This is a genomic window from Desulfomonile tiedjei DSM 6799 (assembly GCF_000266945.1).
Taxonomy (GTDB): Bacteria; Desulfobacterota; Desulfomonilia; order Desulfomonilales; family Desulfomonilaceae; genus Desulfomonile; species Desulfomonile tiedjei.
The window spans coordinates 4918942-4938262 of record NC_018025.1 but is presented as its reverse complement, the minus strand read 5'-3'; the positions used below and the strand labels follow the sequence as shown (position 1 = coordinate 4938262).

The window sequence follows — 19321 nt, the reverse complement described above, 5'->3', positions numbered from 1 at the left end:
ACAAGTGTTGAAAGTTTTTGGAGCATCTGGGAACCTTTTCACAATTGGATTTTGTCCTTAGTTCAGTCTGAGAGTCAGTTAGAAATTCAGATGTTCATGGTCCGGCGGGTTAGGGCCAATGCGGACCGGGTAGGGGCATCCCTTGTGGGTGCCCGGTAGCGACCGGCCTCCGTGCCGGTCATCCGGGACGGGCAGGCACGAGGCCCGCCCCTACAGCGGCTGCGCCCGCAATGCCAAGACCATGTAATGACAGTTGATGAAGCCGATGCTTTCAATCCGGAACTGAGTTAACGGCATCATCAATTTACAAAAAGGTTTCCCGGATGCTGCTTTGAACGGGAGGTTCTTTTTCATGACTAAGACTAATTCAGGCATACGCGACGATATAACGGATGTCTCTGCTGTACGCGTGGGCACAGCGGAAGATTTTGACGCGAAAACGGGAGTCACGGTAATCCTGCCGCCTTCCGAAGGCGCGACCGCGGGGTGTCATGTAGGCGGGAGTGCTCCGTCCACCAGGCAGACTGATTCATTGAGTACTGCTCACAGCGTAGATCGTATTCACGGTATTTGTCTTTGCGGTGGAAGCGCATTCGGACTCGATGCAGTCGGTGGAGTCCTTTCGCAACTGGAAGCTCTCCAGGTAGGCTTTCCTGTGGTGGGTCACACTGTCCCGATAGTCCCTTCTGCTGCCATATTCGATTTAAATGTGGGAGATGGCTCGGTTCGTCCGGATCGGGAAATGGGCATGCACGCATGTTCAAATGTTTCGGACGATCCGGTAAGGCAGGGAAGCTTCGGAGCAGGAACCGGGGCAAGTATCGGGAAACTGTTCGGGATCGGACACGCGATGAGAGGAGGCCAGGGTTCAGCTTCCTGTGTTTCCGACGATCTCGTGGTGGGGGCGCTCGTTATTGTGAATGCGTACGGCGACATTTTGGGTGAAGATGGAAAAATCCTTGCCGGTGCTCGGATTTCTCCTGATTCTCACGAATTTGCGGATGCAGGCGCTCTTCTTCTCCAGGGAAAAGCGGAATCCAGGAGAATCTCAGTGGACAATACCACCCTCGCCGTGGTGGCGGTCAACGCGAGCTTAAACAAAATCGCTGCATCGAGAATCGCGGTTCAGGCCACGCTAGGTCTGAGTCGCGTAATAAGCCCGTTTCACACGCAGGTGGACGGCGACCTCACAATTGTCCTGGGCGTCGGAAAAGACTACGCAGACCCCAACAGAATAGCGCTTATGGCTCAAGAGGCCCTGCAGCGAGCAGTAATAAAAGCGGTCAAACACGCGGATGGCTTTGGAGTGTTGCCTGCATGGAAAGATGTGAAACGCAGCGATGGAGGCAAGTGAAATGGGGGAATACCCCGTAAGCCGTACCATCAAGAGTCTGAAAATACACGTGTGCGAACAGCGCAGGAATTGATCAGTCAGCAACAGAATCAATGATTGTCACTGCGATGAGCGCAGTGATCCCATGCCTCGCGAAAGAATCTTCCGGTAGATTACTTAACAATTGTTCTGAAGACCCCGTAGACTTTGATAGTTGCCAGATAGTCACCATATTTCCAAATGTACTTCGGATTGGTTGGCTTCTCTGCGCACTCGAAATCAATCCTGCCTTTGATCAAATCGCCTTTCTCGTACACCTTCTTGTCCAGCGTCAACTCTTGCCGTTTCGTTGTCCATATCCAGTCTCCTTTTCCCGGTGCTTTGTACCCAGTCCAGTATTGACACGTGAACATTCCATTTCTGATCCGAATAGTCAATTGATCAAAAAATGCCGGATTATCTTCATGGATAAAGAGATCGATCACGCCATCCAGTAACTTGGCTTCACAGAATCTGACGCGGTGCTCCTGCCCGAGAGAGGTGGAAAAACATTTGGCTGTATGCCTCAATCGCGGGGGGTTTTTAGGCCTCTTATGAAGTGGAGTTCCTTCAAGGTCGTAATCCGGATAGCTCCACTCATTTACCTTGAAGAACGGATCCGTCAACTTCGGATCATAATCGATCCGAGACACCATCTGCTCCGGCTGCCCAGAAGGAGGAACCCGCAATTCAGCGCCAAAGCCATGACCGAGGTCGAACATGCCCAGGCCCATGATCAGAATCATTGCGCAGCTAACGGCACGCTGTGGGTTCACAGTTCTTGTGAAAACCGGCTTCGTTCCTGCAGGATATTTCCTAATCAAGGCTCTAATCATACTTTCTCTTGTCGAACAAACGATTTCTCCAAATAGAAGGAAGTCGCTATTTGAGCCAGTATTTAATGATGCAATAAATGGCCCGGAAACCATCTCTCCACGTGATTTTCTTGCCTTCCTCGTACGTGCGCCCGGTATAGGATATGCCCACTTCATATATTCTGGGTCTGAGTTTGGCTAATTTGGCAGTAATTTCAGGCTCGAATCCAAAACGGTTTTCTTCGATGGTAATCTTGGCCAATATTTCACGGCGGAATACTTTGTATCCCGTTTCCATGTCCGTAAGATTGATGTCCGTAAAGACATTGGATAAAAACGTCAAAAATTGATTCCCGAGATAATGACGGAAATACAGAACCCGCCGCGGATCTCCGGTGATAAACCGCGATCCATACACCACGTCGGCTTTCCCTGAAAGAAACGGAGCTATAAGTTTTGGATAGTCCTGGGGATCGTATTCCAGATCTGCATCCTGGACGATCACAACGTCTCCGGTGGCCGCAGAAAACCCTGATCTCAGGGCTGCGCCCTTTCCCTGGTTTGTTTCGTGAAGAACGACCCGATCCACCCGCGAGGCGATCACGGTCTGAATTAGCTCTCTGGTGCCGTCTGTGGACCCGTCATCAACCAGGACTATTTCCACTGACTCCAGAGGGCTGTTCCGCACGGCGGTCACAATTTCGGAGATAGTGTTCACTTCATTATAACACGGGATTACAACGGAAAATTTCATGAAGCGTCCTAAGTCTGGTAATCTGAAACCTTGATGTCACAGTGAAAGCGATGCAGCCTGTCTGCAGCCGGTTCTCTGTCGATAAGCCGAAATTCTGAGCTTGAATAGGAACAACGTATGAGAACAGCTTTATACAAATGCGCGTCCAAAGAAGTGACATTGGAAGAAGCCGGCCCTGGCAGATCCCCGAAGCGAAGTCAGGCTGCGCCGTTCGTAGCGGAGGAGATTTGCCAGGGTCGGCAATGAACAAGCTTATCGATGTTACTTGCATGAAAGCGCATCGGTATCAGTCAATGGACTATCATAGGATGCCACAAGTGTCCATATTGTCTCCGTAAGAACAATAGAGGGGATGAAATCCGGGGAAAATGATGACGGATATGTTTACCGAAGTAATACCGAAATGCTCATATTCGGAACTGAGGCTTCCGAACAATGAATCATACATACCGGTGGCACAGAGCTATGTCAGCCAGGTTGCCAGGGCAATGGGATTTGACGAGCAGAATGTGCATGAGATCGAAACAGCAGTGTACGAGGCAGCGTGCAATGTAATCGAGCACGCTTTCCGAGCGGATGAACGTGCGGAATTCACCATTTCCTGCGAACGAGTTCCGACAGGAATCGGCATAGTCGTCAAGGACCGGGGCACCCCCTGGGACGCTGAGCGTATAATCAACCGCACATCCGGCAGCTCGGCGGAAACCGGTTTTCAAAAGATGCGCAGGATGATGGATGAAGTCAGGATTCTCGGGCTTGGAGACGGCAAAGAAGTTCACCTCACGAAACATCTCACAACCAAAACGGTGGAAGATTATCTGGATGCATGTGATGTGAAAGTATTCGATGCACCACCAAAAGTGCGTCCTTCATCATTGGAAAAAGGCGGATTTCACGTACGATTGATGCGCCCGGAAGAAGCGGTGCAAGTTGCAAAAGCAGTGTACAAAGCATATCGATACACCTACGCATACGACCATATCTACTATCCGGACCGCATGGCGCACCTGAACGAAGCAGGCAGCATTATCTCTGCAGTAGCATTTTCCGAATCCGGTGTATTCGCCGGACACTGCTCTATCTTTAATATAGACGAGCACGCCCGAGTCGCGGAAATAGGACAGGCGGTGGTGCAGCCCGAGTTCCGGGGGATGGGGTGCCTTGTTGACCTGACCCAATTTCTCATTAAAGAAGGTCGGACTCGAGGGCTCGTCGGCCTGTACGTGCGTGCAGTCACGAACCATACATTTTCCCAGAGCGTCTCGGAAAGACTCGGATTCAGGTCCTGCGGTATGATCCTGGCGTACGCGCCGGAAAACGTGACTTTTCGCGGTATAACCGAACACCTCAAACAGCGGGAAACGTTCACCATGGAATTCCAATATCTGATCAAACAGCATTCACAAACACTTTACGTGCCCGAGCACCATAGAGGAATGGTAAAGAGACTGTACGCGTCCATGGGGGTGGATGTTGTTTTTCAGATCCCCGATGCTCACGATCTCAGATACGAGTCGGAACCTCACATTAGAGTTGAAGCAGCGGGTTCGATGCCTCCAGGCTTCGCGAAAATAGAAGTGCGAGAATACGGTTCAAATGTTGTGCAGCATGTGGCGGCGCGGCTTCGAGAATTGCGCTTTTCTCAGTACGATGTCATAGCACTGGAAATTAGCATGATGGCGCCTGAAACTCATGTCATGATTAAGGAATTCGAGAAGCTCGGGTTCTTCTTCTCGGGAATTGTACCCGGAAAAAACACACTCATGCTTCAGTACTTCAACAATATCGAGCTGGATTATTCGTTGATCAAAGTGCATTCTGAAATGGGAAAAGAGATTCTCTCCTATGTGGAAGCTCACGATCCCAACAGACGGGAAGTTTGACATCCAGGATTGGATTTCATCTCCTCTCGCAAAGAGGCCACGTTTCTATGTGCGGTCGATTCGTCCTGATGACTCCCACAGCAAGTCTGTCCGAGAAATTTGAGGTGGAATTCTACGAAGAAGCTCCGCGATACAATATCGCTCCTACGCAGGACATATCCATAATTCGGCTGAATCCGGCAACACGAGGCCGTGAATGTGTTCGGGTGAGGTGGGGATTAATTCCTTCCTGGGCAAAGGATGCATCCATTGGATCTCGCTTGCTCAACGCTCGTTGCGAGACGCTGCATGAAAAACCGGCGTTCAAAACATCTCTAGAATTCAGACGCTGTCTCGTTCCTTCGGACGGTTTTTACGAATGGAAAAGAGAGGGAAAACTGCGACAGCCTTTTCTGCTCAAGATGGCGGATTCAAGTCCTTTCGTGTTCGCGGGTCTCTGGGATCGATGGACAAGTCAGGAAGGAGAATCCATACAGTCCTGCACGATCATAACAACGCCGGCCAATGAGTTGATTGCTCCCATTCACGACCGAATGCCTGCAATTCTCCCACCGAAATTGTACGATGCATGGCTCGACCCGAAGACAAAGAATTGCGAACCGCTTCTTAAGCTACTGCTCCCGTTTCCTGGAAGTCTCATGGCCGCTGTTCCCGTAGGCGATCGAGTAAACAGGGCAACGTACGAGGGTCCGGACTGCATAGAACCGATTACTCTGGAGTAGGAATGCCGAATGATACACATTGACGGATCGATGTATTCAGGAAGCGGAACAATTCTCAGGTATGCAGTAGCACTTGCGACTCTGAAACGCGAGCCTCTCAGCATTGTACAGATCAGGAAGAAGCGGGATAAACCGGGACTCAGAAAACAGCACTTGGAAGCCATACGAGCGAGCTGCATCATTTCCGGCGGAACTGTTGAAGGTGCTGAAGTGGGATCCACGGAGATTCTCTACAGACCGGGACCGGTGATTTCAGGAGGAAATTACCATTTTGACATCGGTTCTGCCGGATCGACCACTATGGCTGCATTCAGCCTTATCCCTCAGCTTCTGTTTGCTGAAGGCCCGTCCACGGTCAAAATCATCGGCGGACTGTTTCAAGATTTCGCTCCGCCATTCTTCCACATGGAACACGTGCTCATACCGCTTTTGCGGCGCATGGGAGCGCACGTGGAACTCCGCATGAACAGACCCGGATATGTTCCCCAGGGACAAGGCGAGCTGCTACTGACCGTCAAGCCGTCGCGTAAACCACTTCTTCCCTTGGTGCTGAAAGACAGAGGCACAATAGCTACAGTTCAAGGAATAGCACTCGCTTCTCACCTGGAAGAGCAGATGGTTGCAGAGCGTATGGCACAGAGAACGCTTGAAAATCTCCAGCGCTCGAAAATCCGGGCAGAAATCAAAAAGCTGCATGATAGCTCGGCGGCTCAGAGGGGAGCAGCACTGGTGGTATGGGCTGAAACTTCGACAGGAGCTATTCTCGGCGCGGATCGTGCGGGAAAGCAGGGCCGGAGTTCCGAATCCATTGCTGATTTTGTCACGAGGTCTTTCCTTGAAGACCTGAAATCCGGAGCGGTAACGGACCGGCATCTTGCGGATCAGCTCATATTGTTTGCCGCCCTGGCTGAAGGAACTTCGGAATACACCATTCCTTTCTTCACAGACCATGTGGAATCGAATCTCTGGCTCGTTCGATTGCTGCTCGGCGCCCACACGGAACAGCAGGGAAATCTTCTGCGCATACAGGGAATTGGATTTGTCCGCTAGAAAGATAATCGTTCAGTTACGCGAAGTAGAGAAAATCGTTTCTTGCGATCACGGTCCCTCCGACTCGTCAAGAATGCTTTTGATCTGCATCTTCAGAGACGGGAGGTCTCGTTCAACGATATCCCAAATTCGTTCCAACTCTATTCCCAGATAATCATGTACAACAACATTGCGGAAGGCGCTGATTTCTCGCCACGGTACTTCAGGATACTTGAGCTTCGTATCGGTTGAGATTCTCCGAATTGATTCGGAAAGAGTATGAAGATTCCGCAAAACAGCATCCTGCGTTTTGCGATCAGCCAAGAACGCGTTCTTACCGTCAATCGTGAAATGCAGGATGCGATCGATGCAATCCAGGATATGTACGAGATAGAGCCGATCGTCTTTCATAAAGGAACCGCCTCCTGCAATACTCGGTCCCGAATATATGAATGCAAAGCTCCGACCGTGACGACATGGACCCGTCTGCCCAATAATTCTTCCAAATCAGCTATCAGACCTCCTGGAAACCAGGGGGAAGTATTTTCACCAACTTCAACAAGCATGTCGATATCACTTGATTCATTGGCTTCTCCACGGGCTACGGAGCCGAACAGCCGTATATTCTTGGCTCCGTGGCGGTGAGCGATCTGTAGTATCTCTTCTCTCTTTTCTTTCAGCAATTGTTCAATTACCATGCCGATAACCCTTGAATTTTTCTGGTATCTTCGGAGGATCAAGACCTTTCTCAGAACAATACCGTACCTTTCCTCCCATGCCAATCTTGTTCATCTCCGTCCATAACTGCAGAGTACTAACTAACTGACTGAGTTGATTTTCATTGACAACATCCGGGTGATTCCCCAAGACTTCACATGTGGTCATAACCAAAAAAATACTCTCTCGCGAGGATGGTCTGTATCCTGCTTTGTTCCCGTGCATTCAACAGACGAATTCCGCAATTTCCTGAAACATGCTTCAGCATTATTTGGGTTGGAGAATCTCTGAAAGTAAGGCTTCTATGCAAGAACAGAAACGAGGCATTATCGCTATTGTCGCCTGCTCTGCGTGCATTTTCTGGACCGGAGCATTCGTCTTCGGATTTCCGGGTGTTATGGCTCCTTACTGGCAACAGACGCTCCAGGTGGGTAGAGGAGCAATCGGCAATATTTTGTTCTTCAACCTTGCCGCTGTAGGAGTCTTCATGTTCCTTGTAGGCCGATGGCAGGAAAAAGTCGGCCCCCGGCGCATGATTACCATCGGTGTTATAGCTGCCGGCCTGGACATTTTTGCAGCAGCGTACGCGTCGAATCTCATTTCGTTGTATGTCTGGTCCTTTGTGCTGGGCGCGGCATCGTGCTTCATCTATATCCCTTCACTGACCGTGGTGCAAAAATGGTTTCCCATGCACAGAGGTCTGGTCGCTGGGATAGTGAATTTCACCTTCGGTGCTTCGGCCGCAATAATGGCTCCAGTATTCGGGATTCTGTTTGAGTCTCTGGGCTATTTCCAAATGATTGCTTTGCTGGCAGCGGTCGCGTTAATCGCCGGAACCGTCGCCGCCCAGTTCACGGACGGTCCGTCCAGGTCTCCTTCTATGGCTCAGATGCATGCGGCAGGGCCGAACTTACCGCTGGTGGGCCGCTCACTCACGGTAAATGAAGCTGTAAGGACGCGCAGTTTCTGGTTTTTGTGGCTCACCTGTGCTCTTCAGGGGGCAGCGGGAATTGCCATGATTACGCTGAGCACTGCATTCGGTCTCGCGAAGGGGTGGAGCCTGGAATCGGCCGTCCTGATTCTCACTGCTTTTAATGTCACCAATGGGGTCGGAAGATTTACAGGAGGCTTTCTGTCAGACATATTCGGCAGGAACTTGACCATGAGCGTAACGTTTCTTGCAGCAGGAATATGCTATCTGGTGTTGCCTTACTGCAATTGGCTCTCTCTGGCTGTGTTTCTCGCGTCAGCAATCGGGTTGGGCTTTGGAACTCTGCTTGGTGCCTCGGCCCCTCTTGTCACTGATTGTTTCGGCATAAAACATTTCGGGGCCATCTTCGGGCTGATATTTACAGCATACGGGTTCCTTGCCGGTCCAATCGGACCATCGCTCAGCGGTTACCTTTTGGATTTCACCAAAGGAGATTTTGTGGTGGTTTTCGGCTATTTGGGAGCCTTCTGCGTTGTCTCATCTATCCTCGTCTCATTCGTAAAACCACCCACTCCGGCCAGTCCTCCCCATACCAGCGCCTGAAAAGCGGCTTCTTCCAGGAGGTGTTTTCCCGATCTTTCCGCCTTTCTGAGTTGTGAATTGTCGTATACTGTATGGAATGAACTGCAGTGGGGGAGGGAATACACGTGTTCCGATGTGTCATGAAATTATTGTGCTTCTTCGCTATGATTTCAGTTTTCTCGGGATCTCACGGAGAGTCCTGTATCGCACAGAAGCTTCATCTCGATAAGATCAAACTACCTCCGGGGTTCACTATCGGTGTCTATGCGGAAAAGGTTCCCGGAGCACGCTCGCTGACGCTCGGACTCGGCGGAATCGTATTTGTCGGCACCCGAGATGAAGGAAAAGTGTATGCCCTCCTGGCTGGTCCCGATCCCACCAGGGCGGGAGAGGTAATCACGGTTGCCAAAGGCCTGCATTCACCAAATGGCGTGGCAGTTCGCGACAATGCTTTGTATGTGTCTGAGATTAACAGAATTCTCCGATTCGATGACATCGATTCGCGGCTGCGAAACTTCCCCCAACCGGTGGTGATAAACGACAGCTTTCCTTCAGAAGAAACCCACGGATGGAAGTTCATAGCTTTCGGCCCGGATGGAAAGCTGTATGTTCCGGTAGGTGCCCCCTGTAATATCTGCAATCCCGAAGACAAGCGTTTCGCTTCCATCATGAGGATGAACCCCGATGGATCTCAACTTGAAATCTTTGCTCATGGGATACGTAATACCGTGGGATTCGACTGGCATCCTGTTACGAAAGAACTCTGGTTCACGGATAACGGAAGGGACTGGATGGGGGACAATGTACCTCCGGACGAGCTGAATTCCGCCCCTGAAAAAGGTCTGCACTTCGGGTTCCCCTATTGTCACGGCGGTACAATTCCAGACCCCGAGTTCGGACGAGCACGATCCTGCAAAGAATTCGTTGCACCAAGACTGCTGCTCGGTCCGCACGTAGCTGCTCTGGGTATGCGTTTCTACACGGGCAATTCGTTCCCTCAGGAATACAGAGACCAAATCTTCATAGCGGAACATGGGTCCTGGAATAGAAGCAAGAAAATCGGATATCGGATCACCTTAGCCAGGGGGCAGGGGAAAGATCTCAAATACGAGGTATTCGCAGAAGGTTGGCTCCAGGGACAAACTGAATGGGGACGACCCGTTGATGTGCTCGTGATGCCTGATGGTGCGCTCCTGGTTTCCGACGATAGTGCCGGAGTGGTGTACCGAATACAGTACCGTACGCCGTAAGAAAAAGGACGGTCAAGAGCTTAGCAGGATTTAGGAAATCCAGTAGGTAAATGGATGGTGGCTATTAGGTCAACTGAAATTACCCGGGATTGTGAAATAAAGTTTCGTCATTGCGGTACTTTACGAATTCAACGTCGTCTGTAAAATGATCTTTCAAAATTGCTTCCACTATTTCCTGACCGTGAATAATAGTCTCGCTGAAAGCGATGGTTTCCACGTAATATTTCGCGACGAGGCCAATTACTTCTACGAGTTCCGGTTCGGGTCCCCCCAAATCCAAACGGATGTAAAGATCTCCCATCTTTATTGCCTCTTCATAGAGAACTCCCTCCTCTTTATCCAAGCAATTCAACGCCTGTGGCAACCACCAACCAATTTCATCAGTGCACTCTTCGCCATTCAGATCCAAGAATTTCAGATTCGGTCCTAGAGGAATTTTCAATTTACCTTCGGCTTCAGTAGCTTGCAATCTAGCTGCTTGCTCTTTAGTAGAGGCTCGTAGGAATAATTTCAACTCAATAGGATGCTCGGGAGTGCTCACTAGGCTCTTCGCTACAATTTCAAAATGAAGATTCTTTATTCTCTCCTTCCAATCGGCTTCGATAGGCTTTCTTAACAATTTTAATCCAATACCGTAGAACTTCGCAAAATCGGCTGTCCCGCTCTGGTATCCCACTTTGGTGACTAGCAAACCTCTGACGGAACCAACCTCTGGAGTGTTTTCAAGATCTTTTAATACACCAAAAAAGTTTCGGACCTTTTCCAAAGTGAGATTGGACGAGTAATTCTTGCATTCAATTATAATGGTCTGGATCTGCTCGTCTTTCTCGTACTTCCAGAATACATCAATTTGATGTTCGACACCCGATCTTCCTTTGAATCTCCCGTTTCTAGTTACAGTTATGTTGCCTATATCTTTGGTCTTCCATATTGCTTGGTACACCGCCTGAGTCAGTTGCTCATATTCTATTGCCTGTGAATATAAATCTGCATCCATTCGCGCACCTTCCTGAACCGGAATGAGGGACGCTTCTTTCCCTATGCTGTCCCTATTCTAGGGTCTGGGGCAACATGTGTTCGGAAGGCAAGCATTCCCGAATCGGCCCTCTTTCTCGAGGGCACTGACAAATTCGTCCGTCTGGAGACTAAGTGAAGATTGCACCGTCCACTGCGACTTCATGCCTATTACGCTGACACGGCCTATCAACGAACGATTCGTCTGGTTGTCTAGTTGGCTTTTGCTTTTATCTGACGCATCACGCAATCGTCGCCCTAACCGGACTTTCAGCGCCAATACGAAACTAATACCTGACAAAATGATGCTTGCGCCAACAAGTATGTACACCACTTCTTCGATCATCATTTTGAGTCTCCACTCAACAAAATAGAACCTCCACCAGCCAGAAGTGCGGCTAAAAAGAGGCCACCAGAAGCATTTAGTACAAAAGCTGAATCAATATCGCGCTGAACAGCTATTGTGGTTGAGACAAATGCGAATCCAACGGAAGACAAAAGAGTGACCAAAGAACAAGCAGCCAAAACTATCATTTTTGTTTTAGCCAGTTTGTCACTCGTAGGTATCAATTCACCAGCAGCCGTTGCTGTTATAGCCGTTATAACGAGTAGCAACTCTCCGCGAGACATCAAGAGTTCCAATGTAGGGGCCACTTTGGAAAGCCGCAAGTAAATTAAATTGAAACAGATGGGTAGTAAGGACGCAATAACTGTGAATAATGCCCATCGCAACAGCTTCATCTCTTTCCACCAGGTCATGTCTGTCAGTCAATCGCTGATAACAGCGTGTGTATGATTTTACGCGCTTCCAAGAAAATTTCAAGGGCGTATCTAGACTGTATGTCGAACTAGTTTTTTGACACGTCTCTCATGAATGCAAAATGGTACTCATGCACGATTTGACGGAGGACATGACACCAACTTGTTACCACATAGATGCTTTTTCCTAAGACTGGGTCCATGTTTATGATGTGCCAGGCCTATTCCAGGAAATTCCATCTGATTCTGGGTTGCTTTACTATGAGGACGTAAATTCTCTGTAGAAGGGCTCTCAGTTTTGCCGCTTTGAAAGGACTTGCCGAAAAATCCGTTGAATCAATTCGGCAAATTCACGATAGTGACAAATTATTGAAACAACAGTGCCAATCATACCAGGAGATATTTTCGTCGTATTTCCTCGTCAGCCCTCAATTCTTCGATGCTCCCGTGATACTTGATAGCGCCGTTATCGATGATATAGCCTCTATCGCTTAATTTGAGAGCGGTTCGCTGGTTCTGTTCCGCAAGGAGCACCGTAAGCCCGGATTGCTTCAGCGCAACAATTTGCTCCTCGAGCATGGCCACGATGAGAGGAGCGAGTCCTTCGGTGGGTTCGTCAAGGAGCAGGAACTCGGGATTCGTCATTAATGCTCGTGCGATGGTCAGCATCTGTTGTTCCCCACCACTCAGGAATCCGGCTTTCCTGTTGTCCAGGCGTCGGAGAGGCGGAAAAAAATCGTACGCACGCTTCTTGTTCCAGGGGTTTTGTCCTTCGGTATTACGTTCCGAGATTTCCAGATTTTCACCTACCGTAAGATCGGCGAATACTCGCCGGTCGTCAGGGACGAATCCGACCCCTTTTCTGGCTACCAGGTGCGGCTTCATTCCCGTGATGTCGTCACCCTGGAATATGACCGAGCCGGCACGTGGCGGAGTCAAACCCATCACGCTTTTCATAATGGTGCTTTTTCCTGCACCGTTTCGTCCCAGGATAGAGACGATTTCTCCTTTGGCTACATAAAGAGACACACCGAAAAGGATGTGACTCAAGCCGTAGTAGGTGTGGATTTCCTTGAGCTCGAGCATTACTCGTGCCCTCCGAGATAGGCCTCTTGTACCTGCTTGTTTTGTCTTATCTCATCAGGTGCGGCCTGAGCAATTGATACTCCCTGGTGCATTACCATGATCCTGTTGGCAATAGAAAAGACCAGCTCCATATCGTGTTCGCAAAAGAGAATGGTCAGTCCCAATTCAGAAGTGAGTTTGTTAATCAGGGCTATGGTTGCGAAGGTCTCTTCCGGTGACATCCCTGCCGTCGGCTCGTCAAGTATGAGCAACTCGGGGTCGTTACCCAGCGCAACAGCTATTTCCAACACCTTTTGCTCGCCATGGGACAGAGATCCGCTAACCCTTTTGGCCGATCCCCCAAGATTCACACTCTCCAGGATTTCCATAGTTTCCCGGACTGCAAGCTTCGCAGCCTGGGAGAACAGGTTGAAAGTCCTCTTTTGGCGGGAAAGAACTGCTGCTTGAACGTTTTCGAAAACCGTGAGCCTGTGAAAGATATTTACTATCTGAAAAGAAAGGCTGATTCCTTTATTGCATATTTCGTGAGCAGAGAGTCCGGCGATGTCCTCGCCTTTGAAAATCACCCGGCCTTTATCAGGCTTCAGATGACCTGTTATCAGCTTGAAAAGCGTGCTTTTCCCTGCGCCGTTCGGTCCGATAACCGCTACGATTTCGCCTTTCTGCACATCCAGATTAGCATCGTTTACCGCAACAAACCGATCGAACGTTTTTTCCAGATTTGTGACGCTCAGCATTTATGCTCCAGTCTGACGACTCGTCTGGCGTCGCTTTGCAATCTCTTGAAAATACCCGAGCACGCCTTCGGGCAGAAAATAGATGAGAAGCATCAGAATAACGGCCAGGATAGAAGTCCAATATTCCGTATGGGCGCTTAAGACGATCCTGAGACTAACGATTATCGCCGCCCCCAGCATGGGTCCCAAGAAGGTGAACCAGCCTCCGAGAAGGCACATGATCAATATTTCGAGCGATCGGCTCCAGAACAGCAGATCGGGAAATACGGACTTCTCAACTGCTACAAAGAGAACTCCGGCTACCCCTGCGAAAAACCCCGCTACGGCCTGGCCGACCAGTTGATGGAGATGCACATTTATGCCTATGCTCTCGCTTCTTTCCGGATTGTCACGTATGGCCTGGAAAACTCTCCCGAACGGCGAATTCAGTATGATGTACATCAGGGCCATGCAGACCAAAGTCACTGCAAGTGTCAGATAATACGATCCATTATCGGTTGAGATTATCGACGGCAACGGAATACCGTGAATCCCATCATCACCACCAGTAAAAGAATACCATCTGAAAACCAATGCCCAGACCAGAGACCCCAGGGACAACTGAAGCATGCCAAAGTAAAGCTTGGATAACCGTACACAGATGAGCCCCATAATCACTGCAAGAATCGCGGCAACGATGGGACCTGCAATAAACCCCACGAACGCGGGAAGATCGGTCTTGGTGATTATCAGCGCGACGGAATATGCTCCGACTCCGTAGAACACGGCATGATGGAACTGGTACATGCCCCCGAAGCCAAGCACGAGATTCAGGCTCGTGGCCAGCAATCCGGTTACCAGAATCAATGCCAGAAAATAAACGTCATACCTGGACAGAAAATACGGCGAGAGCACGAGAACGATCCCCAAGACCAGACCGAACACGAGCATTCTTCCATGTGTGGATTCGTTCAGCACAATTTTCCTCACCAGGTTGCTTTAAGCAGCCCCTTGGGCCGAAAGAGCAACACGATTACAACTGCCATGTACGGAAATACAATGGCGAATTGCGGCCAAACGAGAATCCCGATTGAATCCGTCAGGCCGAATATGAGTGCTCCCAGGAGAGCCCCCCAGATATTTCCCAGACCGCCTATGATGACAATGAGAAAAGCTTCCATAATGAGGGAATGATCCATCCCTTGCGTAATATTCTGAGTGGGTGCCACCAATGCTCCTCCCAGGCCCGCGAGAAAACACCCGATAACAAACACCGATGCAAATACCCAGCTCACATTGATACCGACTGCAGCCACCATCTCACGATCCACGGCTGCTGCCCGTGAAATCTTCCCTATTTTTGTTTTGTTGATCAGGAACCATAATCCCACAGCTACAATCGGTCCCACGATCAACAGAAAAAGATTGTACTTGGGAAACGGCATTCCCAAAAGAGGCACAGATCCCTGCAGTACTTCGGGTGCAGAAATGGACCTGTAGTCAGAACCCCAAACGATTTTTACCAAATCCTGGAAGAGAAGCGTGAATGAGAATGTGAAGAGAAGCAGCATCAGGTGCTCTCTATCATACAAATGGCAGAACAGACCTCTTTCAATGACTAGACTGATCAGCGCAACCGCCAAGGGGGCCAGAACGATTGCCCCCCAGAATCCGACTGGTCCTCCGCCCAGGAAGACAGCTATGGAATAGCAGAGGAAAGCGCCCAACATATAGAGAGACCCATGGGCAAGGTTTGGAATCCTCAACACCCCAAGGACCAGACTCAAACCCGATGAGACAATAAACAGTATGGTAGTTCTGCTCAGTCCTACGACAAATTGTTGCGCAAGCGCAGAAAGAGTTATGTTGACACCAAATTCCATGCTACGACCTTTGCCGATAACCCCTATCCTGAGTGATACCGGCAGTGAAATGGCCCATGCGAATGCGTTTTTAAAGCAGTAAGATCTTGGGGACCTTTTGGTAAGAACGGTTCTACAAACCCCCATGCAAACTTTGCCTGCAAATCTCCTCGTCCCGTAGGGACGGAAGAAAATAGCCCGGTAATTTATTGCCGGGTATCAGCCGTCCCTCTGGGACTCAGGAATTGCTATAATTGCCTAGTAACCGGCGATGAATCGCCGGCCTATTATCAACTGTTCCTCCAGAACAAAAGACAAAATAAGCTTGAGTTAGCCTATGCCCGAGCTCCGTCCAAAAACACCTCTAAGCAATCCTGGAACGAAACGACTCCGGAACCGGAAATCCTTTATTTTCCCGCCTCCCTCGCCTTCTTTATCTCTTCCACTGTGGGCATGAGCTGATCGGCAGGAATTGTCACGATATCGGTAGCGATCAAAAAATCATGACCCTTGCCTTTCGCGGTTCTGCCCATGAACATCGGGAGCATTACCTGGTTGTCCTCTGCTCTTACGGTGAGCTTTCCGATGGGAGAATCAATCGTCATTCCGGAGAGAGCTTCCGCAAACTTCTCAGGATCCACTTTTCCCGCCTTCTCATAAGCTTTGGCAATGAACTGAGCTGTAAACCATCCGATGAGGCTTCCAAAAGAAGGTTTTCTGCCGTACGCCTTTTCAAACTCTTGTGCAAAAGCCTTGTTTTCCGGAGTGTCAGGATAATAGAAGAAGTAATTGGAGGTTCCTATAACTCCTTCAGGAGCATTCAATCCTAGCGGTCTGAGCGTGGAAAGTTCAGAGGCCGTATGCATAAAAAAGGGAACACGCTCGTTGAAACCGGTTGCTTTTGCCGCTTTCAGGAAGGGAACGCATCCCGCTCCGCCGGTAGCTACGATTACTGCATCGGGTTTGGCGTTCAGCATAGAGGTAATGTACGGCGTGAAATCCGGTTCTCCCACCTTCCACCATGATTGGCCCAGAAGTTTCACGTCGGGTTTCAACTTCTTCAAGTTATTCCAAACGCCATCTGCAATGGCATGGCCGTATTCATAATCGTCCCCGGCGATCCAGTAATTAACATAAGGCAGTTTGGCCAACCCAACCGCCGCTGCTTTCCCTGCCATCTCGGTGTTCTCGTTCATGGAAAACACATATTTGTGACCCTTTGCCCCCGTTATGTTGGAGCTCTTCGAATAGGTCGCCAGGAACGGGATCTTCTCGTTCTTGGCCAGATCCGAAACGGCAAGAGCCACCGCGCTGTTGATAGTACCCATCAAGAGGTCTACCTTTTCTCTCATGAGAAGCTCTTTTGCAGCGCTGAGTCCCAGATCGACCTTAAATTTGTCGTCCCGTGTCACAAACGTGATTTGCCGACCAAGCACACCGCCCTTTGCATTTATCTGGTCTATCGCCAGTTTGAAACCGTCCTTCACGTCATTGGTATACGTGCTGGGCGGTCCGCTATAAGAGTCGATAATGCCTATTTTAATCGGATCTGCGGCCTGGGTTGTCCCTGCCGCAAGTCCTATGACAAGCCCGACACACACGATGAGCCATGAGATCTTTCGCATCGCAATGCTCCTGTCTTTCTGGAATTTAGCCGGTGATCCGGAGTAGCCATACGGATATGGCGCGGGGCGCAGGTGTATGTTACCCCAATAACTGGCTCATGAGAATAGGCTCTCAAAGAAAAGAGTGCAAGAGCTGAGCAAAAGAATAGAGAATTACGGGCGGGATCGCCGGTGCGATCAGCTAAAAGTTATCTTCCGTTCGCGGGTTTCTCACGATCCTATTTTTTCCTCGATAGTGCCCATATTCGTCGAGAACTCCACGTGTTTGACTTGTGCCATTGTTCAAGCAAGTTCATACTATAATGTCCTTCCAGAACGCGATGTGGAGTTAAAAGATGTCGAAAAAGCTTTGGATCCTTGCATTGTTAGGGTTTGTGGCACTTTCCGGTAGCGTAATATTATCAAATTATATAAATAGGGACAGAGTCCTCATACAAGCTGTGCTGGACGGAAAGACCGCCGAAGCCAGGCGCCTCCTGGAGCAGGGTGCTGACGTAAACGTTCGAGCGACAAATGGCGCAACCGCTCTCATGGCTGCAGCCACAAAAGGAGATACCACTACAGCAGCGCTTCTCCTCGAGTACGGGGCTGACGTCAATGCGAAGTGCGACAAGGGTATCACGGCGCTCCTGGACACTGTATCCCGCCAGGATTTGGGATTCACGACCATGCTTCTTGCTGCCGGGGCAAATCCCAATGTGCCGGATAATAAGGGGATGACTCCACTTGCCGAAGCCGCAAGAAAAGGCAATTCTGAGGCGATTGCAGTTCTTGTCCGTCACGGCGCGCAGGTGGATAGCAAAGGACCGAAGGGGTTGACCGAACTGACATGGGCCAGTCAGCAGGGAAAAACCGAAGCAGTTCGCATTCTCCTGGAAAGCGGTGCAAACGTGAATGCAAAAGACGATGAAGGGTTTACTCCGCTTATGCATGCGACCGTACGCGGGTTGGTTCCCATTGCACAACTGCTTTTGAAACGTGGTGCGGATGTCAATGCTACGGAGAATTCCGGCGGCACTGCTCTGATGATTGCGTCCCACGAAGGCGACATAGATATGGTAAAACTACTCGTGGAGAACGGAGCAAATCCGACTCTCAAGGAAAAAGGAGGAAAAACCGCTCTCGATATGGCCCGCGCACGAGGCAAAGCCGAGGTGGTAAATTTTCTCAGCTCTACAAATCAATAGTTATTTGTGCCATTGGATGAGCAAATGTACCATTTGGCAGTTGTGCACATAAGATAGCGAAGGCTGGGGTGTCCTGAGCGGAGTGATTAGACGGCTCTGCGTCGTCCGGAGCGAGGGATACCTCCAGCCTTCCCCCAGATTATGAAAAGAAAAGCGAATCAGTGTGAGTCTTCTTCACAAGAGGGTTAAAATGAAACATCGTTCTTTATGCACTGCAATAATGTTGACCGTGTTGGCAGGTCTTTCGCAGGTGGCATGGCCCGCGGAATTGTTCCAGGTGTCCACATTCGCTTCTTTCGCAAATGGACAATATGACGGCCCTGTCACCTTTCGAGAACTGAAACAAAACGGTAATACGGGAATAGGTACGGTCAATGGGTTGTATGGGGAAATGATTGCCGTGGACGGGAGATTCTTCCAGATAAGGGATGACGGCAAAGTGTACGAAATCTCGGATTCCGAACTGACCCCCTTCGCGACGATTTCCTCGATTACCGCGGGAACGGAATTTTCGGCAAAAGCGAACAACGCGGATGAGCTCCATGCTGCCATCGATGCTCGCATACCGGATCGGTCCGCTGTATACGTCATGAGAATTGACGGGCTTTTCAGCAAACTAAAGCTCCGGAGCGTGCCAAAACAGTCAAAACCCTATCCCGCCTTGAACGAAGTAATTAAGAAACAGGCGATTTTCGAACATACAAACGTCCGCGGCACTCTCGTAGGGTTCCGATTTCCCGATTTCATGAATGGAGTAAACGTACCGGGATACCATTTCCATTTCATCTCGGATGACAGGACTATCGGCGGGCATATGCTGGATTGCAGCACAGAAGAAGCCCAAGGCAGCTTTGAAACCGTATCTCAGCTCAACGTTCGACTGATCGGCTCGAATTAACGCTTGAATTGGCCATTTGGCGCACAGTACCAATTTGCATTCAAAATCGCCCCATTCCCGCCTTTATGAAGGGGGGGTAGAGGGGATTTTCGTTCAACTTTGAAAGCAAATCGGTAATG

General features: G+C 49.8%; 20 protein-coding genes. 8 read left to right on the top strand and 12 right to left on the bottom strand.

Translation table 11 applies throughout. The features are described 5' to 3' along the window. Window positions 1-352 precede the first annotated feature (352 nt). Complete coding sequence (locus DESTI_RS21065; RefSeq protein WP_014812003.1) at window positions 353-1354, top strand: P1 family peptidase; 1002 nt, start codon at window positions 353-355, stop codon at window positions 1352-1354. A 152-nt stretch (window positions 1355-1506) separates the two neighbouring features. Here the strand turns inward: DESTI_RS21065 and DESTI_RS21060 are convergent, their stop codons facing one another. Then, a complete protein-coding gene (locus DESTI_RS21060; protein ID WP_014812002.1) occupies window positions 1507-2208 on the bottom strand; it encodes a hypothetical protein in 702 nt (233 codons plus the stop codon). Between the two features lie 46 nt (window positions 2209-2254). After that, on the bottom strand, window positions 2255-2941 hold the full coding sequence (locus tag DESTI_RS21055; RefSeq protein ID WP_014812001.1) for a glycosyltransferase family 2 protein: 687 nt from the start codon (window positions 2939-2941) through the stop codon (window positions 2255-2257). A gap of 380 nt (window positions 2942-3321) precedes the next feature. Between DESTI_RS21055 and DESTI_RS21050 the strand changes: the two genes are divergently transcribed. The 3 genes from DESTI_RS21050 to rtcA are packed head-to-tail and all read left to right on the top strand — an operon-like array spanning window position 3322 to window position 6596. Beyond that, window positions 3322-4824, top strand: a complete 1503-nt coding sequence (locus DESTI_RS21050) for a GNAT family N-acetyltransferase (RefSeq protein WP_169316388.1) — start codon at window positions 3322-3324, stop codon at window positions 4822-4824. 47 nt (window positions 4825-4871) lie between these two features. Beyond that, entirely contained in the window at window positions 4872-5546 is a 675-nt protein-coding gene (locus DESTI_RS21045) for an SOS response-associated peptidase (protein WP_014811999.1), read from the top strand. Window positions 5547-5555: 9 nt separating this feature from the next. Next, entirely contained in the window at window positions 5556-6596 is a 1041-nt protein-coding gene (gene rtcA, locus DESTI_RS21040) for an RNA 3'-terminal phosphate cyclase (RefSeq protein WP_014811998.1), read from the top strand. A 48-nt stretch (window positions 6597-6644) separates the two neighbouring features. Here the strand turns inward: rtcA and DESTI_RS21035 are convergent, their stop codons facing one another. Both DESTI_RS21035 and DESTI_RS21030 read right to left on the bottom strand, forming a co-directional pair. After that, window positions 6645-6986: a HepT-like ribonuclease domain-containing protein gene (locus tag DESTI_RS21035; RefSeq protein WP_014811997.1), complete on the bottom strand. Its 342-nt coding sequence runs from the start codon at window positions 6984-6986 to the stop codon at window positions 6645-6647. Beyond that, the gene (locus DESTI_RS21030; protein ID WP_041287422.1) at window positions 6983-7273 is read right to left on the bottom strand and encodes a nucleotidyltransferase family protein; all 291 of its coding nucleotides are present in this window, start codon (window positions 7271-7273) and stop codon (window positions 6983-6985) included. The genes DESTI_RS21035 and DESTI_RS21030 overlap by 4 nt, the downstream gene beginning before the upstream one ends. Before the next feature lie 323 nt (window positions 7274-7596). Here DESTI_RS21030 and DESTI_RS21025 point away from each other — a divergent pair, with 323 nt between their 5' ends. Both DESTI_RS21025 and DESTI_RS21020 read left to right on the top strand, forming a co-directional pair. Then, window positions 7597-8826: an MFS transporter gene (locus DESTI_RS21025; protein ID WP_014811995.1), complete on the top strand. Its 1230-nt coding sequence runs from the start codon at window positions 7597-7599 to the stop codon at window positions 8824-8826. A 119-nt stretch (window positions 8827-8945) separates the two neighbouring features. After that, window positions 8946-10055 carry a PQQ-dependent sugar dehydrogenase gene (locus DESTI_RS21020; RefSeq protein ID WP_041286373.1) on the top strand — a complete coding sequence of 370 codons (1110 nt, stop codon included), beginning with the start codon at window positions 8946-8948 and terminating at the stop codon, window positions 10053-10055. 79 nt (window positions 10056-10134) lie between these two features. Here DESTI_RS21020 and DESTI_RS29235 read toward each other — a convergent pair whose 3' ends face one another. The 8 genes from DESTI_RS29235 to DESTI_RS20980 form a co-directional block, all read right to left on the bottom strand. Then, window positions 10135-11052, bottom strand: a complete 918-nt coding sequence (locus tag DESTI_RS29235; RefSeq protein WP_014811993.1) for a restriction endonuclease — start codon at window positions 11050-11052, stop codon at window positions 10135-10137. Between the two features lie 57 nt (window positions 11053-11109). Next, on the bottom strand, window positions 11110-11418 hold the full coding sequence (locus DESTI_RS21010; RefSeq protein WP_014811992.1) for a hypothetical protein: 309 nt from the start codon (window positions 11416-11418) through the stop codon (window positions 11110-11112). Further along, complete coding sequence (locus tag DESTI_RS21005; protein WP_014811991.1) at window positions 11415-11810, bottom strand: hypothetical protein; 396 nt, start codon at window positions 11808-11810, stop codon at window positions 11415-11417. Before DESTI_RS21005 ends, DESTI_RS21010 begins: the two co-directional genes overlap by 4 nt. A gap of 405 nt (window positions 11811-12215) precedes the next feature. After that, window positions 12216-12914, bottom strand: a complete 699-nt coding sequence (locus tag DESTI_RS21000; RefSeq protein ID WP_014811990.1) for an ABC transporter ATP-binding protein — start codon at window positions 12912-12914, stop codon at window positions 12216-12218. Next, window positions 12914-13651 (bottom strand): ABC transporter ATP-binding protein, encoded by a 738-nt coding sequence (locus DESTI_RS20995; protein ID WP_014811989.1) that lies wholly within the window; start codon window positions 13649-13651, stop codon window positions 12914-12916. The genes DESTI_RS21000 and DESTI_RS20995 overlap by 1 nt, the downstream gene beginning before the upstream one ends. Further along, window positions 13652-14608 carry a branched-chain amino acid ABC transporter permease gene (locus DESTI_RS20990; RefSeq protein ID WP_014811988.1) on the bottom strand — a complete coding sequence of 319 codons (957 nt, stop codon included), beginning with the start codon at window positions 14606-14608 and terminating at the stop codon, window positions 13652-13654. A gap of 8 nt (window positions 14609-14616) precedes the next feature. Further along, window positions 14617-15513: a branched-chain amino acid ABC transporter permease gene (locus tag DESTI_RS20985; RefSeq protein ID WP_041286372.1), complete on the bottom strand. Its 897-nt coding sequence runs from the start codon at window positions 15511-15513 to the stop codon at window positions 14617-14619. Window positions 15514-15899: 386 nt separating this feature from the next. Continuing rightward, complete coding sequence (locus DESTI_RS20980) at window positions 15900-17117, bottom strand: ABC transporter substrate-binding protein (protein WP_014811986.1); 1218 nt, start codon at window positions 17115-17117, stop codon at window positions 15900-15902. A 335-nt stretch (window positions 17118-17452) separates the two neighbouring features. Here DESTI_RS20980 and DESTI_RS20975 point away from each other — a divergent pair, with 335 nt between their 5' ends. Both DESTI_RS20975 and budA read left to right on the top strand, forming a co-directional pair. After that, window positions 17453-18304, top strand: a complete 852-nt coding sequence (locus tag DESTI_RS20975; protein ID WP_014811985.1) for an ankyrin repeat domain-containing protein — start codon at window positions 17453-17455, stop codon at window positions 18302-18304. Window positions 18305-18494: 190 nt separating this feature from the next. Beyond that, on the top strand, window positions 18495-19202 hold the full coding sequence (gene budA, locus DESTI_RS20970) for an acetolactate decarboxylase (RefSeq protein WP_014811984.1): 708 nt from the start codon (window positions 18495-18497) through the stop codon (window positions 19200-19202). Window positions 19203-19321: the final 119 nt, after the last annotated feature.

What these genes read in the sequence shown, in the direction of transcription:
- DESTI_RS21030 (WP_041287422.1), bottom strand. Translation starts at nt 7,273, where the DNA reads ATGGTAATTGAACAATTGCTGAAAGAAAAGAGAGAAGAGATACTACAG.
- budA (WP_014811984.1), top strand. Translation starts at nt 18,495, where the DNA reads ATGAAACATCGTTCTTTATGCACTGCAATAATGTTGACCGTGTTGGCA.
- DESTI_RS21010 (WP_014811992.1), bottom strand. Translation starts at nt 11,418, where the DNA reads ATGATGATCGAAGAAGTGGTGTACATACTTGTTGGCGCAAGCATCATT.
- DESTI_RS29235 (WP_014811993.1), bottom strand. Translation starts at nt 11,052, where the DNA reads ATGGATGCAGATTTATATTCACAGGCAATAGAATATGAGCAACTGACT.
- DESTI_RS21000 (WP_014811990.1), bottom strand. Translation starts at nt 12,914, where the DNA reads ATGCTCGAGCTCAAGGAAATCCACACCTACTACGGCTTGAGTCACATC.
- DESTI_RS20980 (WP_014811986.1), bottom strand. Translation starts at nt 17,117, where the DNA reads ATGCGAAAGATCTCATGGCTCATCGTGTGTGTCGGGCTTGTCATAGGA.
- DESTI_RS21050 (WP_169316388.1), top strand. Translation starts at nt 3,322, where the DNA reads ATGTTTACCGAAGTAATACCGAAATGCTCATATTCGGAACTGAGGCTT.
- DESTI_RS21020 (WP_041286373.1), top strand. Translation starts at nt 8,946, where the DNA reads ATGAAATTATTGTGCTTCTTCGCTATGATTTCAGTTTTCTCGGGATCT.
- DESTI_RS20995 (WP_014811989.1), bottom strand. Translation starts at nt 13,651, where the DNA reads ATGCTGAGCGTCACAAATCTGGAAAAAACGTTCGATCGGTTTGTTGCG.
- DESTI_RS21045 (WP_014811999.1), top strand. Translation starts at nt 4,872, where the DNA reads ATGTGCGGTCGATTCGTCCTGATGACTCCCACAGCAAGTCTGTCCGAG.
- DESTI_RS21065 (WP_014812003.1), top strand. Translation starts at nt 353, where the DNA reads ATGACTAAGACTAATTCAGGCATACGCGACGATATAACGGATGTCTCT.
- DESTI_RS21025 (WP_014811995.1), top strand. Translation starts at nt 7,597, where the DNA reads ATGCAAGAACAGAAACGAGGCATTATCGCTATTGTCGCCTGCTCTGCG.
- DESTI_RS21005 (WP_014811991.1), bottom strand. Translation starts at nt 11,810, where the DNA reads ATGAAGCTGTTGCGATGGGCATTATTCACAGTTATTGCGTCCTTACTA.
- DESTI_RS20975 (WP_014811985.1), top strand. Translation starts at nt 17,453, where the DNA reads ATGTCGAAAAAGCTTTGGATCCTTGCATTGTTAGGGTTTGTGGCACTT.
- DESTI_RS21060 (WP_014812002.1), bottom strand. Translation starts at nt 2,208, where the DNA reads ATGATTAGAGCCTTGATTAGGAAATATCCTGCAGGAACGAAGCCGGTT.
- DESTI_RS20985 (WP_041286372.1), bottom strand. Translation starts at nt 15,513, where the DNA reads ATGGAATTTGGTGTCAACATAACTCTTTCTGCGCTTGCGCAACAATTT.
- rtcA (WP_014811998.1), top strand. Translation starts at nt 5,556, where the DNA reads ATGATACACATTGACGGATCGATGTATTCAGGAAGCGGAACAATTCTC.
- DESTI_RS21035 (WP_014811997.1), bottom strand. Translation starts at nt 6,986, where the DNA reads ATGAAAGACGATCGGCTCTATCTCGTACATATCCTGGATTGCATCGAT.
- DESTI_RS21055 (WP_014812001.1), bottom strand. Translation starts at nt 2,941, where the DNA reads ATGAAATTTTCCGTTGTAATCCCGTGTTATAATGAAGTGAACACTATC.